The sequence below is a fragment of the Streptomyces sp. NPDC047017 genome (assembly GCF_040644175.1).
Taxonomy (GTDB): domain Bacteria; phylum Actinomycetota; class Actinomycetes; order Streptomycetales; family Streptomycetaceae; genus Streptomyces.
This window is the reverse complement of sequence record NZ_JBEYVW010000001.1, coordinates 331,469-347,566: the sequence shown is the minus strand read 5'-3', so window position 1 is coordinate 347,566 and position 16,098 is coordinate 331,469. Positions and strand designations below refer to the sequence as shown.

13 protein-coding genes are annotated in these 16,098 nt (G+C 75.0%); 10 read left to right on the top strand and 3 right to left on the bottom strand.

Annotation, left to right across the window (positions count from 1 at the left end; genetic code table 11):
- Positions 1-72 precede the first annotated feature (72 nt).
- Complete coding sequence (locus ABZ858_RS01720) at positions 73-297, bottom strand: hypothetical protein (protein WP_361371024.1); 225 nt, start codon at positions 295-297, stop codon at positions 73-75.
- A gap of 162 nt (positions 298-459) precedes the next feature.
- Between ABZ858_RS01720 and ABZ858_RS01715 the strand changes: the two genes are divergently transcribed.
- Positions 460-1,662 (top strand): bifunctional adenosylcobinamide kinase/adenosylcobinamide-phosphate guanylyltransferase, encoded by a 1,203-nt coding sequence (locus tag ABZ858_RS01715; protein WP_361371021.1) that lies wholly within the window; start codon positions 460-462, stop codon positions 1,660-1,662.
- A gap of 132 nt (positions 1,663-1,794) precedes the next feature.
- On the opposite strand, the gene ABZ858_RS01710 is transcribed toward ABZ858_RS01715, so the two are convergent.
- Positions 1,795-2,877, bottom strand: a complete 1,083-nt coding sequence (locus ABZ858_RS01710; protein WP_361371018.1) for a class I SAM-dependent methyltransferase — start codon at positions 2,875-2,877, stop codon at positions 1,795-1,797.
- A gap of 177 nt (positions 2,878-3,054) precedes the next feature.
- Between ABZ858_RS01710 and cobT the strand changes: the two genes are divergently transcribed.
- The 3 genes from cobT (at position 3,055) to ABZ858_RS01695 (ending at position 6,979) form a co-directional block, all read left to right on the top strand.
- Complete coding sequence (gene cobT / locus ABZ858_RS01705) at positions 3,055-4,149, top strand: nicotinate-nucleotide--dimethylbenzimidazole phosphoribosyltransferase (RefSeq protein WP_361371015.1); 1,095 nt, start codon at positions 3,055-3,057, stop codon at positions 4,147-4,149.
- A gap of 254 nt (positions 4,150-4,403) precedes the next feature.
- Positions 4,404-6,164, top strand: a complete 1,761-nt coding sequence (locus ABZ858_RS01700) for a phosphatidylglycerol lysyltransferase domain-containing protein (protein WP_361371012.1) — start codon at positions 4,404-4,406, stop codon at positions 6,162-6,164.
- A complete protein-coding gene (locus tag ABZ858_RS01695) occupies positions 6,161-6,979 on the top strand; it encodes a hypothetical protein (RefSeq protein WP_361371009.1) in 819 nt (272 codons plus the stop codon). Before ABZ858_RS01700 ends, ABZ858_RS01695 begins: the two co-directional genes overlap by 4 nt.
- On the opposite strand, the gene ABZ858_RS01690 is transcribed toward ABZ858_RS01695, so the two are convergent.
- Positions 6,883-7,683 carry a hypothetical protein gene (locus ABZ858_RS01690; RefSeq protein WP_361371006.1) on the bottom strand — a complete coding sequence of 267 codons (801 nt, stop codon included), beginning with the start codon at positions 7,681-7,683 and terminating at the stop codon, positions 6,883-6,885. The genes ABZ858_RS01695 and ABZ858_RS01690 overlap by 97 nt on opposite strands.
- A 75-nt stretch (positions 7,684-7,758) precedes the next feature.
- Here ABZ858_RS01690 and ABZ858_RS01685 point away from each other — a divergent pair, with 75 nt between their 5' ends.
- The 6 genes from ABZ858_RS01685 (at position 7,759) to ABZ858_RS01660 (ending at position 15,913) form a co-directional block, all read left to right on the top strand.
- On the top strand, positions 7,759-8,577 hold the full coding sequence (locus ABZ858_RS01685) for an adenosylcobinamide-GDP ribazoletransferase (protein WP_361371004.1): 819 nt from the start codon (positions 7,759-7,761) through the stop codon (positions 8,575-8,577).
- A 185-nt stretch (positions 8,578-8,762) separates the two neighbouring features.
- The gene (locus ABZ858_RS01680; protein ID WP_361371001.1) at positions 8,763-9,479 is read left to right on the top strand and encodes an RDD family protein; all 717 of its coding nucleotides are present in this window, start codon (positions 8,763-8,765) and stop codon (positions 9,477-9,479) included.
- A 390-nt stretch (positions 9,480-9,869) separates the two neighbouring features.
- Entirely contained in the window at positions 9,870-11,399 is a 1,530-nt protein-coding gene (locus tag ABZ858_RS01675) for a leucyl aminopeptidase (protein ID WP_361370998.1), read from the top strand.
- Between the two features lie 350 nt (positions 11,400-11,749).
- Entirely contained in the window at positions 11,750-13,138 is a 1,389-nt protein-coding gene (gene lpdA, locus ABZ858_RS01670; protein ID WP_361370995.1) for a dihydrolipoyl dehydrogenase, read from the top strand.
- A gap of 60 nt (positions 13,139-13,198) precedes the next feature.
- Positions 13,199-15,040, top strand: coding sequence for a 2-oxoglutarate dehydrogenase, E2 component, dihydrolipoamide succinyltransferase (gene sucB / locus ABZ858_RS01665; RefSeq protein ID WP_361370992.1), 1,842 nt, complete (start codon positions 13,199-13,201; stop codon positions 15,038-15,040).
- 249 nt (positions 15,041-15,289) lie between these two features.
- On the top strand, positions 15,290-15,913 hold the full coding sequence (locus ABZ858_RS01660; protein WP_361370990.1) for a GntR family transcriptional regulator: 624 nt from the start codon (positions 15,290-15,292) through the stop codon (positions 15,911-15,913).
- Positions 15,914-16,098 lie beyond the last annotated feature (185 nt).

The window sequence follows — 16,098 nt, the reverse complement described above, 5'->3', positions numbered from 1 at the left end:
GTACGACACGGGGGGCACGTACGACACGTGGGGCGGCCGCGGACGGCCGCCCCCCGCCGCCGCCCGGACGGGCTACGCCTGGGCCTCCTCCTGGTCGGCGTGCAGGCTCATCGGGCCGTAGATCTCCGCGGCGTCCTCGAACAGCCGCACCTGATCGGCGCCGCCGTCGGCCAGCGCCTTCCAATTCTCCCCGATCCACGACTCGGCGTCGCCCTGCGTGGTGAACTCCTCGGGCTGGACCGCGGGCTGGACCTCCGCCCCGTCGGCCGTCTCGAACCGCCACGTCCATTCCGCCATGTACGCCTCCCTGATGTCAGCACACTGCACAGCGGAAGCCGGACCTCGTTCCAGATCTTGACGCAGACTCGATCCGATGTCCCGGCGCAGATCTTGGTCCGGCTCCTGCCCGCAGCCTAGCCGGATGCGCAAGACCCGCGCCGACCCGGGAAAATCAGGTCCGTGGACGTGACTTTGCTCGGCACCGGTGCCCCCGCGGGACTGCCCCGCCCCCACTGCCCCTGCGCGGCCTGCGCGACGGCGCTCGGCGCGCGGGCGCGGGCGGCGACCGCGCTGCTCGTGGACGGGGTGGTGCTGCTGGACCTGACGCCCGGCGCGGCGTTCGCCGCCGCGCGGGCGGGGCGGTCGCTGGGCGGGGTGGCGCAGGTGCTGCTGTCCCATCCGCACGACGGCCCCGCCGTGGAGGTGCCCGCCGGGCTGCCGCAGCCGGGCCGGGTGCCCGACGGGCGGGAGCTGGCGCTGCTGAGCGGGCACCGGGTGCGGGCGGTGGCGCTGGACGCGCCCGGCACCGGGTACGCGGTGACCGGGCCGGACGGGGAGCGGCTGCTGTACCTGCCGCCGGGCGGCGCCCCGGCCGGTCTGGAGGAGGGCTCGGCGGAGTCGTACGACCTCGTCCTCGCGGACGTCGTGGGGCGCCCGGACGCGCTGGCCAAGCTGCGGGCGGTGGGGTCGGTGGGGCCGACCACGGATGTCGTCGCGGTCCATCTCGACCACGACGTGCCGCCGGGCACCGAGTTGGTCCGGCGGCTGGCGGCGGCCGGCGCGCGGGCCGTGCCGGACGGGACGGCGCTGGTGGTCGGCGCGTACGAGGACGTACCGGACGTGCCCCGGCGCACGCTGGTGCTGGGCGGTGCCCGGTCGGGCAAGTCGGTGGAGGCGGAGCGGCGGCTGGAGGCCTTCCCGGGCGTGCTGTACGTGGCGACCGGCGGCACCCGGGGCGGCGACACCGAGTGGGCGGCCCGGGTCACCGCGCACCGGGAGCGGCGGCCGGGCTCGTGGCGTACCGAGGAGACCTGCGACCTCGTGCCGCTGCTCGCGCAGGACGGGCCGCCGCTGCTGGTGGACTGCCTGTCGCTGTGGCTGACGGACGCCATGGACGCGGTCGGCGCCTGGGACGACGCGGAGTGGGCGGGCGGCGGGGAGCGCGCCCTGCGCCGGCGGGTGACCGGGCTGACGTCCGCCGTCCGCGCGACCCGCCGCACCGTGGTGGCCGTCTCCAACGAGGTCGGCTCCGGGATCGTCCCGGCCACCGCCTCGGGCCGCCGCTACCGCGACGAACTCGGCCGGCTGAACGCCGCCTTCGCCGCCGAGTGCGAGCAGGTCCTCCTGGTGGTGGCGGGCCAGGCGCTGGCCCTGCGCGGCTGACCGGCCGGGGCCCGCCCGGCTGGATCCAGCGGTGTTCCGGCGGGGCCTGGCGGTATCCCGGCGGGGCCTGCCCCGTGTTCCGACGGGGCCGATCCGGCGTCCCGGCGGGGCCCGCCCGGTGTCCGGCGGGGCCTACGCGGTGTCCCGGCGGGCCACGACGCGGTAGGCGTTGGACAGGCCGGGGGTGCGGCGCAGCAGGGGAGACAGGGCGAGGTCGAGGAGGGCGGCCACGTCGACCAGGGGGCTGGTCGCGGTGGCGAGGACCGTGCGCAGCAGGCGGCGCGCGGTGGAGGGCGGGGCGCTGCGCCAGGGGGCGTCGGGAGCGGGCAGGAGGTGGGCGAGGGCCAGGGCGAGGGCCGCGGAGAGGTCGTCGGGGGTGTGCGGGGTGCGGCGGTCGGTGACCAGGACCGTGCAGCCGGCCGACTCCAGTTCGGCGCGGAGGTTGGCGAGCGGCGGCAGGTGCAGGTGGCGGGGCTGGCCGTGCGGCAGCCACCAGCGGCCCAGCAGCAGGGCCGGGGCGCTGCGCGGGTCGGGCAGTTCGATCAGGAGGTGGCCGCCGGGGCGCAGCACGGTGAGGGCGCCGCGCAGTTCGGCGCGGGGGTCGGGGGCGTGCGCCAGGTGGTGGAACATGCTGACCACGTCGTAGCGTCCGCGCAGCCGTTCGGCGACCCGCGGGTCGGCCAGGTGGCCGACGTGCGCCTCCTCGATCCGGCCGGCCGCGCGGGCCGCCTGGACGCGCGGGGAGGGGTCGAGCCCGTCGAAGGAGGTGTACGGGAACACCTCCCGGGCGGCCGCCGGGAAGTGCGCGTGGCCGGTGCCGACGTCCAGCCAGCTCTCGGGTTCGCCGACGCCCCGCATCAGGTGCGCGTCGCCGCGGTGCCGGCGGCGGCCGCGACGGCCGGCGAGCACCGGGTCGGGCAGGCCGTCCGGGTCGCTCTCGTCGAAGTCCCGGTGGTAGAAGGCCAGTCCGGCCGGGGTGAGCCGGGGGTTCTGGAAGGCGTGCCCGCAGTCCCGGCACTGGTCGAGGGCGAACGTGCCGGGCTTGCGCTGGAGCAGGTCGGGGGCGCGCAGCCGGGTGCGCAGCCGCGCCGAGCCGCACCAGGGGCAGTCCTCGCGGCGCGGTTCGCGGAACCGGTCGGTGCCCTGGGCGAGTTCGGCGGCGTACGCGACGCGCCGCGGGTCGTAGACGCGCGGGGCGTACGGCAGGGGCGGCATGGCGGCTCCCGGTGGGGCGAGGGGTCGTACGGCGGCAGGGGACGCGCCGGCCGTCCACTGCCGACATTCGCGGCAAAGGGAACGTATGGGATGCGGGTCCCGGCGGGAAAGACGCCGTCCGGGTGTGGTGGCGACGTGGCGCGGCCCTGTTCGACCGGGGCCGGTACTGTTCGGCGAATGAGTTCGCTGAATCTCGACGACTTCACCGACCTGATCGAGCGTCCGGACGGCGGTGTGCGCCGTGACGCCGAGGCGCGCCGGGAGCGCCAGGCCGTGCCGCCCGGTGCGCTGGGCCGCCTCGACGAGCTGGGCGAGTGGCTGGCCGCGGCGCAGGGCGCGGTGCCGGTACGGGCGGTCGAACGGCCCCGGGTCGTCCTCTTCGCCGGTGACCACGGGGTCGCCGGGCTCGGTGTGTCGGCGCGGCCCGCGGGCGGTGCCGGGCAGTTGGTGCGCGAGGTCCTGGCGGGCGGCCGGCCGGTGTCCGTGCTGGCCCGGCGGCTCGGGGTGCCGGTGCGGGTGGTCGACATGGCCCTGGACTGCGACCCGGAGGGCCTGCCCGGGGACGTCACCGCGCACCGGGTGCGGCGCGGCAGCGGCCGGATCGACGTCGAGGACGCGCTGACCCGCGAGGAGGCGGAGGCCGCCTTCCGGGCCGGGATGGCGGTGGCCGACCAGGAGGCCGACTCCGGTACGGATCTGGTGGTGCTCGGCGATGTCAGCGTGGGCGGCACGACGGCGGCGGCGGTGCTGATCGCCGCGCTGTGCGGGACGGACGCCTCGGTGGTGACCGGGCGCGGCGGCGAGGCGATCGACGACCTGGCGTGGATGCGCAAGTGCGCCGCGATCCGGGACGCGCTGCGCCGGGCGCGGCCGGTGCTGGGCGACCAGCTGGCGCTGCTGGCGGCGGTGGGCGGGGCCGACCTGGCCGCGACGACCGGGTTCCTGCTCCAGTGCGCGGTGCGCAAGCTGCCGGTGATCCTGGACGGGGTGGTATCGGCCGCGTGCGCGCTGGTGGGCCAGCGGGTGGCGTTCCGGGCGCCGGACTGGTGGCTGGCGGGGCAGAGCAGCGGGGAGCCGGGGCAGGCCAAGGCGCTGGACCGGATGGCCCTCGAACCGCTGCTCGACCACGGGGTGCGGGTCGGGGAGGGCGCGGGCGCGCTGCTGGCGCTGCCGCTGGTGCGGGCCGCGGCGGCGCTGGCGGCGGAGCTGCCCGAGGCCCCGGGCGAGACCCCGGGCGAGGACAGCGGGACGGAGCGCACCGCCGAGGTGTGAGCGGGGGCCGCCGGCGGTCCGGCGACCGGCGGTCCGGTGGGCGATGAACCGCCGAGCGGCGGGCCGCCCGCCGACTGACCACCGGGCGAGGGACTGACGGGCGACGGGCCACCGGTCGACGGGCCGCCACCGGTCGATGGTCGACGGGCCACCGGACGACGGACCGCCACCGGGCGACGGTCGACGGGCCACCGGGCGACGGACCGACAGCAAAGCGGACATTCGGTACAGGTGCGCCCATATGATCCCTCTTTATGGGAGATGCCCGAGTCGCACCCGTCCGTCCCGGCAGCGCGACCGCGCGGCGGGCCGCCGTGTCCGCCGTCTGGTACCTGCGGGCCGTCGCGTCCCTCAACTTCCTCAGCGCGGTGTGGGTCTCCCTCGGCCAGGACGTGCGGCGGCACAACCAGGAGGACCTCTTCACGCCGTACCTGCTCACCGCCGGCTTCGCCTCCGGAGTGTTCGCCACCTTCCTGGCCATCACCATGCGCCGCCGCAAACGGGCCGCCTGGATCCTCAACCTCGGGCTGAGCGGCCCGTTCCTGGCGCTGTTCGCCGTCACGATGACGTTCCCGGAGATCCGCCACTCCGTGCAGAACTGGGTCTCGCTGGCCCTCACCGCCGGTTTCACCGCCGCCCTGCTGCTGGGCCGGCGCGAGTTCTACGCCAAGGGCGACCGCGCCAACCCCAAGCTCGCCGCCGCCGTCGCGGCCGCCGGGCTGCTGCTGGCCTCGCTGCTCGCCACCGCGCTGGTGACGCTCACCAACCAGGCGCCGGACGCGGCCCGTTCGACGTACCCGCAGCGCTGGTACTACGGCACGCTGCGGCTGGTCTCGGTGGCCGCCCCGCCGGCCCGCTTCCCCGGCATCGCCACCCCGAGCTGGGCGGACGTCGCCGTCAACGTGCTGTCCAGCGCCCTGGTCCTCGCCGTCCTCTACGCCGCCTTCCGCTCCCGGCGCGCCGTCGACCCGCTCTCCGGGGACGACGAGAAGCGGCTGCGGGAGCTGCTGGAGCGGCACGGCGAGCGGGACTCGCTGGGCTACTTCGCGCTGCGCCGGGAGAAGAGCGTCATCTGGTCGCCGACCGGGAAGGCCGCCGTCGCCTACCGCGTGGTCGGCGGGGTGTCCCTGGCCTCCGGCGACCCGCTGGGCGACCCCGAGGCGTGGCCCGGCGCCATCGGACCGTGGCTGGCCGAGGCCCGGGCGCACAGCTGGATCCCGGCCGTGATGGGCGCGGGCGAGGAGGCGGGCACGGTGTACGCGCGGCACGGACTGGACGCCCTGGAGCTGGGCGACGAGGCCGTGGTGGAGGTCGCCGAGTTCACCCTGGAGGGCCGGGCCATGCGCACCGTGCGCCAGGCCCACAACCGGGTGCGGCGGGCCGGGTACACGGTGCGCGTCCGGCGGCACGAGGACATCCCGGCGGACGAGACGGCGTATCTGCTGCGGCGGGCCGACGACTGGCGGGACGGGGCCACCGAACGCGGCTTCAGCATGGCGCTGGGCCGGCTCGGGGACCCGGAGGACGGCCGGTGCGTGATGGTGGAGTGCCGTGACGGGCACGGCGAGCTGCGGGCGCTGCTCTCCTTCGTGCCCTGGGGGCCGCACGGGCTGTCCCTGGACCTGATGCGCCGCGACCGGCACGCGGACAACGGGCTGATGGAGTTCATGGTGATCGAGCTGCTGCGGCGCGCCCGCGAGGTCGAGGTCACGCAGGTCTCGCTCAACTTCGCCATGTTCCGCTCGGTCTTCGAACGCGGGGCGCGCCTGGGCGCCGGGCCGGTGCTGCGGCTGTGGCGCTCGCTGCTCGGCTTCTTCTCCCGCTGGTGGCAGATCGAGTCGCTGTACCGCGCCAACGCCAAGTACCGGCCCATCTGGGAGCCGCGCTTCCTGCTCTTCGAGAAGAGCGGTGACCTGCTGCGCATCGGCCTGGCGGCGGCCCGCGCGGAAGGCTTCCTGGAGGTGCCCGCGCCGCCCGGTTTCCTGCGCCGCCGGCCGCTGGGGACGCACCGGTGAGGACGCTCGCCCGCTGGGCGCGCGCCGAATGGGGGCCCCTGCTGCGGGCCGTGCGCGGGCGGGCGGGGCGGCGGCGCGTCCGCCACGGAGCGCCGCCCGCCGCACCGGTCGCCGCGCCGGCCGCCTGGGCGCGGGCCGTCCCGATGACCCTCGCCGCCGTCGGCCTGACCGCGCTGCTCCAGTTCGCGCAGAACCATCCCTGGGGGTACGCCCTCGTGCAGCGGGCCGGGACCGTGCGCGCCGCGGACCCGCCCGGGCCCGCGCTGCTGCGCACCCCGCTGTCGCTGTTCGTGGCCGCCCTCGACCTGCCCGTATGGGGCGCGCTGGCACAGATCCTGGGCGTGTTCGGGATCGCCGAACTCTGCCTGGGCCGCCGGCGCACCCTCGCCGTGGCCTACGCCGCCACGCTCGCCGGCACCCTGTACGCGCGAGTGGGCGTCGCCCTCGGCCCGCACCGGCCGCTGGGCCTGCCCGGCACGGACGCCCATGTGGTGGACACCGGCCCCTCGGCGGCCGTGGTGGGCCTGGCCGTGTACGTGGGCCTGCGCCACCGCGCGTACGTCACGGCGGGCGCGGTGACCGCGGCGATGGCCGTCGAGGTCGCGGTCAAGGAGAACCTGGCCGGCAAGGAGCACCTCGCGGCGATCGCGGCGGTGGCGCTGGCGCACGGGCTGTCGGTCCTGCGGCGGCGGGCGCCCGCGCGGTGGCGGCGCTCCGCTCACTCGCCGCCCGGTCCCGGGCCGGGCGGCGGGGGCGGGGGCGGCCCGGGCAGCCGGGCCGGCCGCACGTCCGGTCTGCCGCCGATCCAGTCCTGAAGGGCGCGCCGGGGCCCGGCCCAGCGGCGGTCGTGGCGCAGCGCGCGCCGGACGGCGCGGGCCCGCGCGCGGGGGCGGCGGCGGTAGAGCCGGCGGGCCCAGTACGAGCCGGGGCGGGCCAGCCGGACGGCGCCGATCAGCGCGACGAAGGGCACGATCACCCCGAACACCGCCATCCGCAGCTTGCCCTTGACGAGGGCCACCAGGGAGAACAGGAAGTTCACGGCGACGCCGGTGATGACCGTGCCGCGGTCCTGGAGTTCGCCCGGGGTGACGTCGTTGACGCCGAACGGCGAGAAGCCCGCCAGGACCAGGCCGACCAGGGCGGCGGTGAGGACCACCACCTCGACGCTCTTGCGGCCGGCCTCGCTCCAGTAGACGTCGTCCAGGTGCAGGATGAGCGCGAACTCGTCCAGCACCAGGCCCGCCCCCACCCCGAAGACCACCGCGAAGGCCGCCGCGCCGAAGCCGTGGCGCCCGCTGGCCACCGCGCCGAACCCGCCGAAGACGCCGAGGACGACCCCGGGGACCACGTGGTGGATGTGCATCCCGCCCGCTCTGACATTGCCGAAGGGGCCCTTGCCGGCCCGGATCAGCCGGGTGATGACCCGGGTGACCAGGAAGGTGAGGACGAAGGCGGCGAGGGCGAGCAGCAGGGGCAGCTTGCCGGGTTCGACGATGTTCCGGTACAGCCAGTGCCCCATGTATGCAGTCTGCCTCCGCCCCCGGCGCACCGCCCGCCCACCCGGGCGGCCGGCCCGGTCCCGTAGTCTGCCCGCGTGCCCGACCCCTCCTCCGCTTCCGCCCCCTCCTCCCCCGCGCCGCCCGCCGCCCTGCACGGACTGCGGTTCGCCTTCGGCACGCTGACCGTGCTGCCGGTCCGGGTCGGCCGCTGGGACCGGGCGGCGGCGCGCGGCGGGATGCTGTGCGCGCCGCTCGCCGGGCTGGTGGCGGGCCTGGCCGCGGCGGCCGCCGGACTGCTGCTGCTCTTCCTCGGGTCCGGTCCGCTGCTCGCCGCCGTGGCCGGCGCCGCCGTGCCCGCCGCGCTCACCCGCGGCCTGCACCTGGACGGGCTCGCCGACACCGCCGACGGGCTCGGCAGCGGCAAGCCCGCCGAGGACGCGCTGCGCGTCATGAAGCAGTCGGACATCGGCCCCTTCGGGGTGATCACCCTGCTGCTCGTGCTGCTGGCCCAGGTGGCCGCGCTCGCGCAGTGCTACGCCGGCTCCTGGGCCCGGGGCGCCCTGGCCGCCGTGGTCTCCGCGACCGCCGCCCGGCTGGCACTGACCCTGGCCGCGCGCCGCGGGGTCCCCGCCGCCCGGCCCGAGGGGCTGGGGGCGGCCGTCGCCGGGGTGGTGCCGGTGGCCGGCGCGGTGGCCGTGGCCCTGGCCGGGACGCTGGCGGCGGGCGCCGCGGGGGCGGCCTTCGGCCCGTATCCGGCGCTGCGCGCGGCGGGCGCGGTCCTCGCCGCCCTGGCCGCCGCCGAACTCCTGCTGCGCCACTGCGTCCGCCGCTTCGGCGGCATCACCGGCGATGTCTTCGGCGGTCTCGCGGAGACGGCGGCGACCTGCGCGCTCGTCGTCCTGTCCCTGGGCTGAGCCCGGCCGCCGGGCCCCTGGGCTGAGCCCGCCGCCGGGTCCTGGGCTGAGCCCCCCGCCGCGCGGCCCTTCGCCCGACGCGGTGTCACCACCGGGAAACGATCCGCTCCCGCCCCTTCGAACACCGTCGCCGCCTCGCTAGGCTGAACGGCCGGGACGGACAGGGATCGTACGGGGGGACGACTGTGCCGAAGCTGCGCCGTGTCATGGCCTGGTTCATCGACTTCGCGCTGGTGGTCGCGGCGGCCTGTGCGCTGGCCGTGCTCACCTTCCACCGGGTCTCCGCCCTCGTCACCGACGTACCGGAACTGGCCACCCGCGGCGGCCTCGACCTGCTCGGCTCGCGCGGTGACGTCATCGGCACCTCGGAGCACTTCGGGCTGTCGCTGTGGAACAAGGCGGTGCTGTACGTGGAGGAGGGCTTCGGGCTGCTGGTCCTCGCCACCTTCCTCTACCAGTGGAGCTGCCTCGCCCTGGCCGGGCGGACCGTCGGCAAGGCGCTGCTCGGGCTGAGGGTCGCCCCGCTGAGCGCGCCGGCCGCCCGCCGGGCGCGGGCCGCGGCGGTCCGGGCCGCCGTGACCACCGCGGCCGACGTCGCCGTCTACGCCGTGGCCTGCGTGCTGCTGGTCGAGGGCCACTTCGTGCTGTCGGTGCTGGTGTGGGCGCTGGCCGTGCTGCTCTTCCTCGCCAACGCGCTGCCGGTCCTCTTCCCCGCCCGGCGGTCGCTGGCCGACCGGATGGCGCGCACCGCGGTCACCGGGCTGTGGCTGCGCGCGCCGGGCGGACCCGGCGCGGCGGGCGTACCTGGCGGACCCGGCGCGGCGGGCGTACCTGGCGGACCGGAACTCGGCACGCCGGCCACCATGCCCATGCCCCCGGTCCGCACTTCATGGACTTCTTGAACTTCTTGGACTTCACTTCTTGGACTTCACGTCTTGGACTTCTTGAACTCCTTGAGCGGCGGACTCGGTCCCAGGGCCCGGGATCAGCCGCGGCGGGAGCAGGCCGGGCACCAGGCCGATGGGGGCGGCGGGGGTGATGGTGCCTCTCATCGGGCGGGCCCGGGACGGGAGTTCGGCCGGTGGCACGGGGGCGACTTCGCGGGCGTGCGGCCCGCGCTACGGAGCGGCGCGGCAACGCGCGTAGGCTCGTGCCGGGTGTTTGCCTGCCCGGGTGGAGACCGCACCGCAGGATGGTTCAGGTCCGACAGGACTTGAGGTCGGTCGTCGGGCCCGGTCGACCCACCCATGTTCGGCCAACCACCTTTCACAGGGAAGCGAGAAATCACCACCGTGACTGCTCTCACTCTCAGCACCGCAGCGGCGCCCGGCCTGCGCGCCGACGCGATCGTCGTCGGTGTCGCCAAGGGCGCCAAGGGCCCGGTCGTCGCACCGGGCGCCGAGGCCGTCGACGCGGCCTACGACGGCAAGCTCGCCGACGTCCTGGACACCCTCGGTGCCTCCGGCGCCGAGGGCGAGGTGACGAAGCTGCCCGCGCCCGCGGGCTTCAAGGCCCCGCTCGTGCTGGCGGTGGGCCTGGGCACCGCGCCCGAGAAGGACGCCGGGTTCGGCGCCGAGGCGCTGCGCCGGGCCGCCGGTGCGGCCGCCCGCGCCCTCGTCGGCGCGAAGAAGGCCGCGTTCGCGCTGCCGCTGGCGGACGCCGCCGACGCCGGCGCCGTCGGTGAGGGCGCGCTGCTCGGCGCGTACTCCTTCGACGCCTACAAGGAGACCGCGAAGAGCGGCGCCAAGGCCCGGGGCGACAAGGCGCCGCTGGCCGAGGCCGTGCTGCTGGGCGGCAAGCCCCGGGACAAGGCGTTCAAGGCGGCCGTCGAGCGCGCCGCGGCCGTGGCCGAGGAGCTGAACCGCGCCCGCGACCTGATCAACATGCCGCCCAACGACCTCACCCCGGCCGCCTTCGCCGCCCTCGCGCAGGACGCGGCCAAGGCGAACGGCCTGAAGATCCAGGTGCTCGACGAGAAGGCGCTCGCCAAGGGCGGCTACGGCGGCATCCTGGGCGTCGGCGCGGGCTCGGCGGCCGCACCGCGCCTGGTCAAGCTGTCGTACACCAGCTCGAAGGCGAAGAAGCACCTGGCGCTGGTCGGCAAGGGCATCACCTACGACTCGGGCGGCATCTCGCTCAAGCCGGCCGGTCACAACGAGACGATGAAGTGCGACATGAGCGGTGCCGCCGCGGTGTTCGCCGCCGTCGTCGCCGCGGCCCGCCTGGGCCTGGAGGTCAACGTCACCGGCTGGCTGGCGCTGGCCGAGAACATGCCCTCCGGTTCCGCCACCCGTCCCGGTGACGTGCTGCACATGTTCAGCGGCAAGACGGTGGAGGTGCTCAACACCGACGCCGAGGGCCGCCTGGTGCTCGCGGACGCGCTGTGGGCCGCCTCGCAGGAGAAGCCGGACGCGATCGTGGACGTGGCCACCCTGACCGGCGCGATGGTGCTGGCCCTGGGCAGCCGCACCTTCGGGATCATGGCGAACGACGACGCCTTCCGCGCCGCGATCCACGAGGCCGCCGAAGAGGTCGGCGAGGCGGCGTGGCCGATGCCGATGCCCGAGCATCTGCGCAAGGGCCTGGACTCCCCCACCGCCGACATGGCCAACATGGGCGAGCGCATGGGCGGCGGCCTGGTCGCCGGCCTGTTCCTGCGCGAGTTCATCGGCGAGGGCATCACCTGGGCGCACCTGGACATCGCCGGTCCGGCCTTCAACGAGGGCGGCCCGTTCGGCTACACCCCCAAGGGCGGCACGGGGTCCGCGGTGCGGACGCTGGTGCGGCTGGCGGAGCTGACCGCCGCGGGCGATCTCGGCTGATCACGCCGTGGTACGCCGTGGTACGCCGTAGTACGCCGTAGTAGTACGGCGTACCACGGCGGCGTACTAACCGGTCCGGTCCGCCGTGCGGCGGCCGCGGGGGCGTGGGGGGCGTGGGGGCTGATCGCGCAGTCCCCCGCGCCCCTTTCGGGGCGATTCCACGGGCCGGCGCGGCCGACGTGGGGTGTATCACACTGCGGCCCGGCGTCTCGTTCACTCCCCACAAGTGCGAAGATGGGCGTCGGCAGGACAGGGCCCCCACCCAAGGGCCGAAGAACGAGCGGCCGGACACCAGCCGCCAGCCGGTCACCGACGACCGGCGTACGGCGCACATGCATGGAGGACGTGACGTGGCGAACGACGCCAGCACCGTTTTCGACCTAGTGATCCTCGGCGGTGGCAGCGGTGGTTACGCCGCGGCCCTGCGCGGGGCGCAGCTGGGCCTGGACGTCGCCCTGATCGAGAAGGACAAGGTCGGCGGCACCTGCCTGCACAAGGGGTGCATCCCCACCAAGGCCCTGCTGCACGCGGGCGAGATCGCCGACCAGGCCCGCGAGAGCGAGCAGTTCGGCGTCAAGGCCACGTTCGAGGGCATCGACGTCCCGGCCGTGCAGAAGTACAAGGACGAGGTCATCTCGGGCCTGTACAAGGGCCTGCAGGGGCTCATCGCCTCCCGCAAGGTGACCTACATCGAGGGTGAGGGCCGGCTGTCCTCCCCGACGTCCGTCGACGTCAACGGCCAGCGCGTCCAGGGCCGCCACGTCCTCCTGGCGACCGGCTCCGTGCCGAAGTCCCTGCCGGGCCTGGACATCGACGGCAACCGCATCATCTCCTCCGACCACGCCCTGGTCCTGGACCGCGTGCCGAAGTCCGCGATCATCCTGGGCGGCGGCGTGATCGGCGTCGAGTTCGCCTCGGCGTGGAAGTCCTTCGGCTCCGACGTCACCATCGTCGAGGGCCTCAAGCACCTCGTCCCGGTCGAGGACGAGAACAGCTCCAAGCTGCTGGAGCGCGCCTTCCGCAAGCGCGGGATCAAGTTCAACCTGGGCACCTTCTTCCAGAAGGCCGAGTACACCCAGGACGGCGTCAAGGTCACCCTCGCCGACGGCAAGGAGTTCGAGGCGGAGGTCCTGCTCGTCGCGATCGGCCGCGGCCCGGTCTCCCAGGGCCTGGGCTACGAGGAGGCCGGGGTCGCCATGGACCGCGGCTACGTCCTGGTCGACGAGTACATGCGCACCAACGTGCCGACCGTCTCGGCCGTCGGTGACCTCGTCCCCACGCTCCAGCTCGCGCACGTCGGCTTCGCCGAGGGCATCCTGGTGGCGGAGCGTCTGGCCGGCCTGAAGACCGTTCCGGTCGACTACGACGGTGTCCCGCGGGTGACGTACTGCCACCCGGAGGTCGCCTCCGTCGGCATCACCGAGGCCAAGGCCAAGGAGATCTACGGCGCGGACAAGGTCGTCGCTCTGAAGTACAACCTGGCGGGCAACGGCAAGAGCAAGATCCTCAAGACCGCGGGCGAGATCAAGCTCGTCCAGGTCAAGGACGGTGCCGTGGTCGGCGTCCACATGGTCGGCGACCGGATGGGCGAGCAGGTCGGCGAGGCCCAGCTGATCTACAACTGGGAGGCGCTGCCGGCCGAGGTGGCCCAGCTCATCCACGCCCACCCGACGCAGAACGAGGCGCTCGGCGAGGCGCACCTGGCGCTGGCCGGCAAGCCGCTGCACTCCCACGACTGACCTCCGGTCCACGGGCGCGACGACACAGACTTCCGCAATTCGTAAGGAGCAACCGAAACCATGGCGGTTTCCGTAACCCTTCCGGCGCTCGGCGAGAGCGTCACCGAGGGCACTGTCACCCGCTGGCTGAAGGCCGAGGGTGAGCGCGTCGAGGCCGACGAGCCGCTGCTCGAGGTCTCGACCGACAAGGTCGACACCGAGATCCCCTCGCCCGCCGCCGGTGTGCTGGCCTCCATCAAGGTCGCCGAGGACGAGACGGTCGAGGTCGGCGCCGAGCTGGCCGTCATCGACGACGGCTCGGGCGCGGCCGAGGCCGCCCCCGCCGCCGCCGAGGCCCCCGCCGCCGAGGCCGCCCCGGCGCCCGCCGAGCAGGCCGCCCCCGCGGCCGAGGCCCCGGCCGCCCCCTCCACCGAGCAGGCCGCTCCCGCCGAGGCCCCGACCGCCGAGGCCGCCTCGGGCGACGGCGGCGCCGAGGGCACGGACGTGGTCCTGCCCGCGCTCGGCGAGTCCGTCACCGAGGGCACCGTCACCCGCTGGCTGAAGTCGGTGGGCGACTCCGTCGAGGCCGACGAGCCGCTGCTCGAGGTCTCCACGGACAAGGTCGACACCGAGATCCCGGCGCCCACCTCGGGCACGCTGCTGGAGATCGTGGTCGGCGAGGACGAGACCGCCGAGGTCGGCGCCAAGCTCGCCGTCATCGGCACTCCGGGTGCCGCCCCGGCCGCCGCTCCGGCTCCGGCCGCCGAGGCGCCCGCCGCCGAGGCCCCGGCCGCCCCGGCCCCGCAGCAGGCCGCCGCCCCCGAGGCTCCGGCCGCCCCGGAGCCGGCGCCCACCCCGGCCCCGGCCCCGCAGGCTCCCGCTCCGGCGGCTCCGGCGGCTCCGGCCCCGCAGCAGGCCGCTCCGGCGCAGGCCCCGGCTCCGGCCGCGCCCGCCCCGGCCACCCCGGCGCAGGCCCCGGCCGCCGCCCAGGCGTCCGACGAGGGCGCCTACGTGACCCCGCTGGTGCGCAAGCTCGCCGCCGAGAACGGCGTCGACCTGGGCGCCGTCAAGGGCACCGGCGTCGGCGGGCGGATCCGCAAGCAGGACGTCATCGCCGCCGCCGAGGCCGCCAAGGCCCCCGCGCAGGCTCCGGCCGCCGCCGCGCCCGCCGCGAAGAAGGCCCCCGCCCTGGAGGCCTCCCCGCTGCGCGGCCAGACCGTGAAGATGCCCCGCATCCGCAAGGTCATCGGCGACAACATGGTCAAGGCCCTGCACGAGCAGGCCCAGCTGTCCTCGGTCGTCGAGGTCGACGTCACCCGGCTGATGAAGCTGCGTACCAGGGCGAAGGACTCCTTCGCGGCGCGGGAGGGCGTCAAGCTCTCCCCGATGCCGTTCTTCGTCAAGGCCGCCGCGCAGGCGCTGAAGGCCCACCCGGTCATCAACGCCAAGATCAACGAGGCCGAGGGGACCATCACCTACTTCGACACCGAGAGCGTCGGTATCGCGGTGGACTCCGAGAAGGGCCTGATGACCCCGGTCATCAAGCACGCCGGCGACCTCAACATCGCGGGCATCGCCAAGGCCACCGCCGAGCTGGCGGGCAAGGTCCGGGCCAGCAAGATCACGCCGGACGAGCTGTCCGGGGCGACCTTCACCATCTCCAACACCGGTTCGCGCGGTGCGCTCTTCGACACGATCATCGTGCCGCCGGGCCAGGTCGCGATCCTCGGCATCGGTGCCACGGTCAAGCGGCCGGCCGTCATCGAGACCGAGGAGGGCACGGTCATCGGCGTCCGCGACATGACGTACCTGACCCTCTCCTACGACCACCGCCTGGTGGACGGCGCCGACGCGGCCCGTTACCTGACGGCGGTCAAGGCGATCCTGGAGGCCGGCGAGTTCGAGGTCGAACTCGGACTGTGACCGGGATCGAGGATCTCAACGAGGTGGACCTCGGCCTCTGACGCCGGAACCCTTGCGCAGGTGCCCCCGTCCGGAGTACTCCGGACGGGGGCACCTGCGTTTGCCGATTCTTGGCCATGACCGCGTGTAAGTCTCGTCTCACCTGCGGGAAAGCGCCGGTATGCGCCCTTCCGCCACGCCCGGACGGCCGTATTGTCTAAGCGTCACACGCCCCCGGGGACCGCATGGGTCCCGTTCTAAGGAGCCTCCATGACCGCGCCCGTCGTCCACTCGCTGCGCGAACAGATCCGCGAGCACATCGTGGAGGGGATCGTCAGCGGGCGCTGGAAGCCGGGCGAGCGGATCGTGGAGCGGCGGATCGCGACCGAGCTGGAGGTCAGCCAGACGCCCGTGCGCGAGGCGCTGCGCGAGCTGGAGTCGCTGCGGCTGATCGAGTCGGCGCCGAACAAGGGCGTCCGGGTGCGCAACCTGAGCGCCGCCGACCTGGAGGAGAGCTACCCGGTCCGGGCCGGTCTCGAGGCCATAGCGGCGGAGCTGGCGGCCGACCGGCTGGCGTCGGACTGCTCGGCCCTTGAGCCGCATGTGAACGCGCTCTACGACGCCGACCGCAGGGCGGACGGCACCGCGCAGGTGCGGCACACGGTGGGCTTCCACCGCGAGCTGGTGCGCGCGGCCGGCAACTCGGTGCTGCTGCACACCTGGGAGGGCCTGGGCATCGAGGTGTTCACCGCGCTGTCGATCCGCTGGCTGGGCACGGTCCAGCAGTCGTACGCGGAGGAGCACGAGGAGCTGGTGCAGGCGTTCCGCCGGCGGGACGAGCGGATCGCGGAGCTGGTGAAGGCCCACGTCCTGGGCTGCGCGCCGCGCCCCTGAGACACCCCTGAACGGCCCCTGAGACACCGCCGCGCCAGTCGAGCACTCCCCCGCTCACCTGCGGAAACCGTTCGAAAATGCGGCACGGCGTGCCTGTCCGCAAGGCACCGGGTGCCTACTTTCTCGAAATCGAGAGGTTTTCCCCCTCAACCCTTTGATCGATCATCGATCAGGGGGCTAAAGTC

Excerpts from the sequence above, each read along its gene's own strand:
- ABZ858_RS01660 (WP_361370990.1), top strand. The coding sequence starts at position 15,290 with ATGACCGCGCCCGTCGTCCACTCGCTGCGCGAACAGATCCGCGAGCAC.
- ABZ858_RS01690 (WP_361371006.1), bottom strand. The coding sequence starts at position 7,683 with ATGGGGCACTGGCTGTACCGGAACATCGTCGAACCCGGCAAGCTGCCC.
- ABZ858_RS01720 (WP_361371024.1), bottom strand. The coding sequence starts at position 297 with ATGGCGGAATGGACGTGGCGGTTCGAGACGGCCGACGGGGCGGAGGTC.
- cobT (WP_361371015.1), top strand. The coding sequence starts at position 3,055 with ATGAGTTCGCTGAATCTCGACGACTTCACCGACCTGATCGAGCGTCCG.
- ABZ858_RS01710 (WP_361371018.1), bottom strand. The coding sequence starts at position 2,877 with ATGCCGCCCCTGCCGTACGCCCCGCGCGTCTACGACCCGCGGCGCGTC.
- ABZ858_RS01700 (WP_361371012.1), top strand. The coding sequence starts at position 4,404 with ATGGGAGATGCCCGAGTCGCACCCGTCCGTCCCGGCAGCGCGACCGCG.
- sucB (WP_361370992.1), top strand. The coding sequence starts at position 13,199 with ATGGCGGTTTCCGTAACCCTTCCGGCGCTCGGCGAGAGCGTCACCGAG.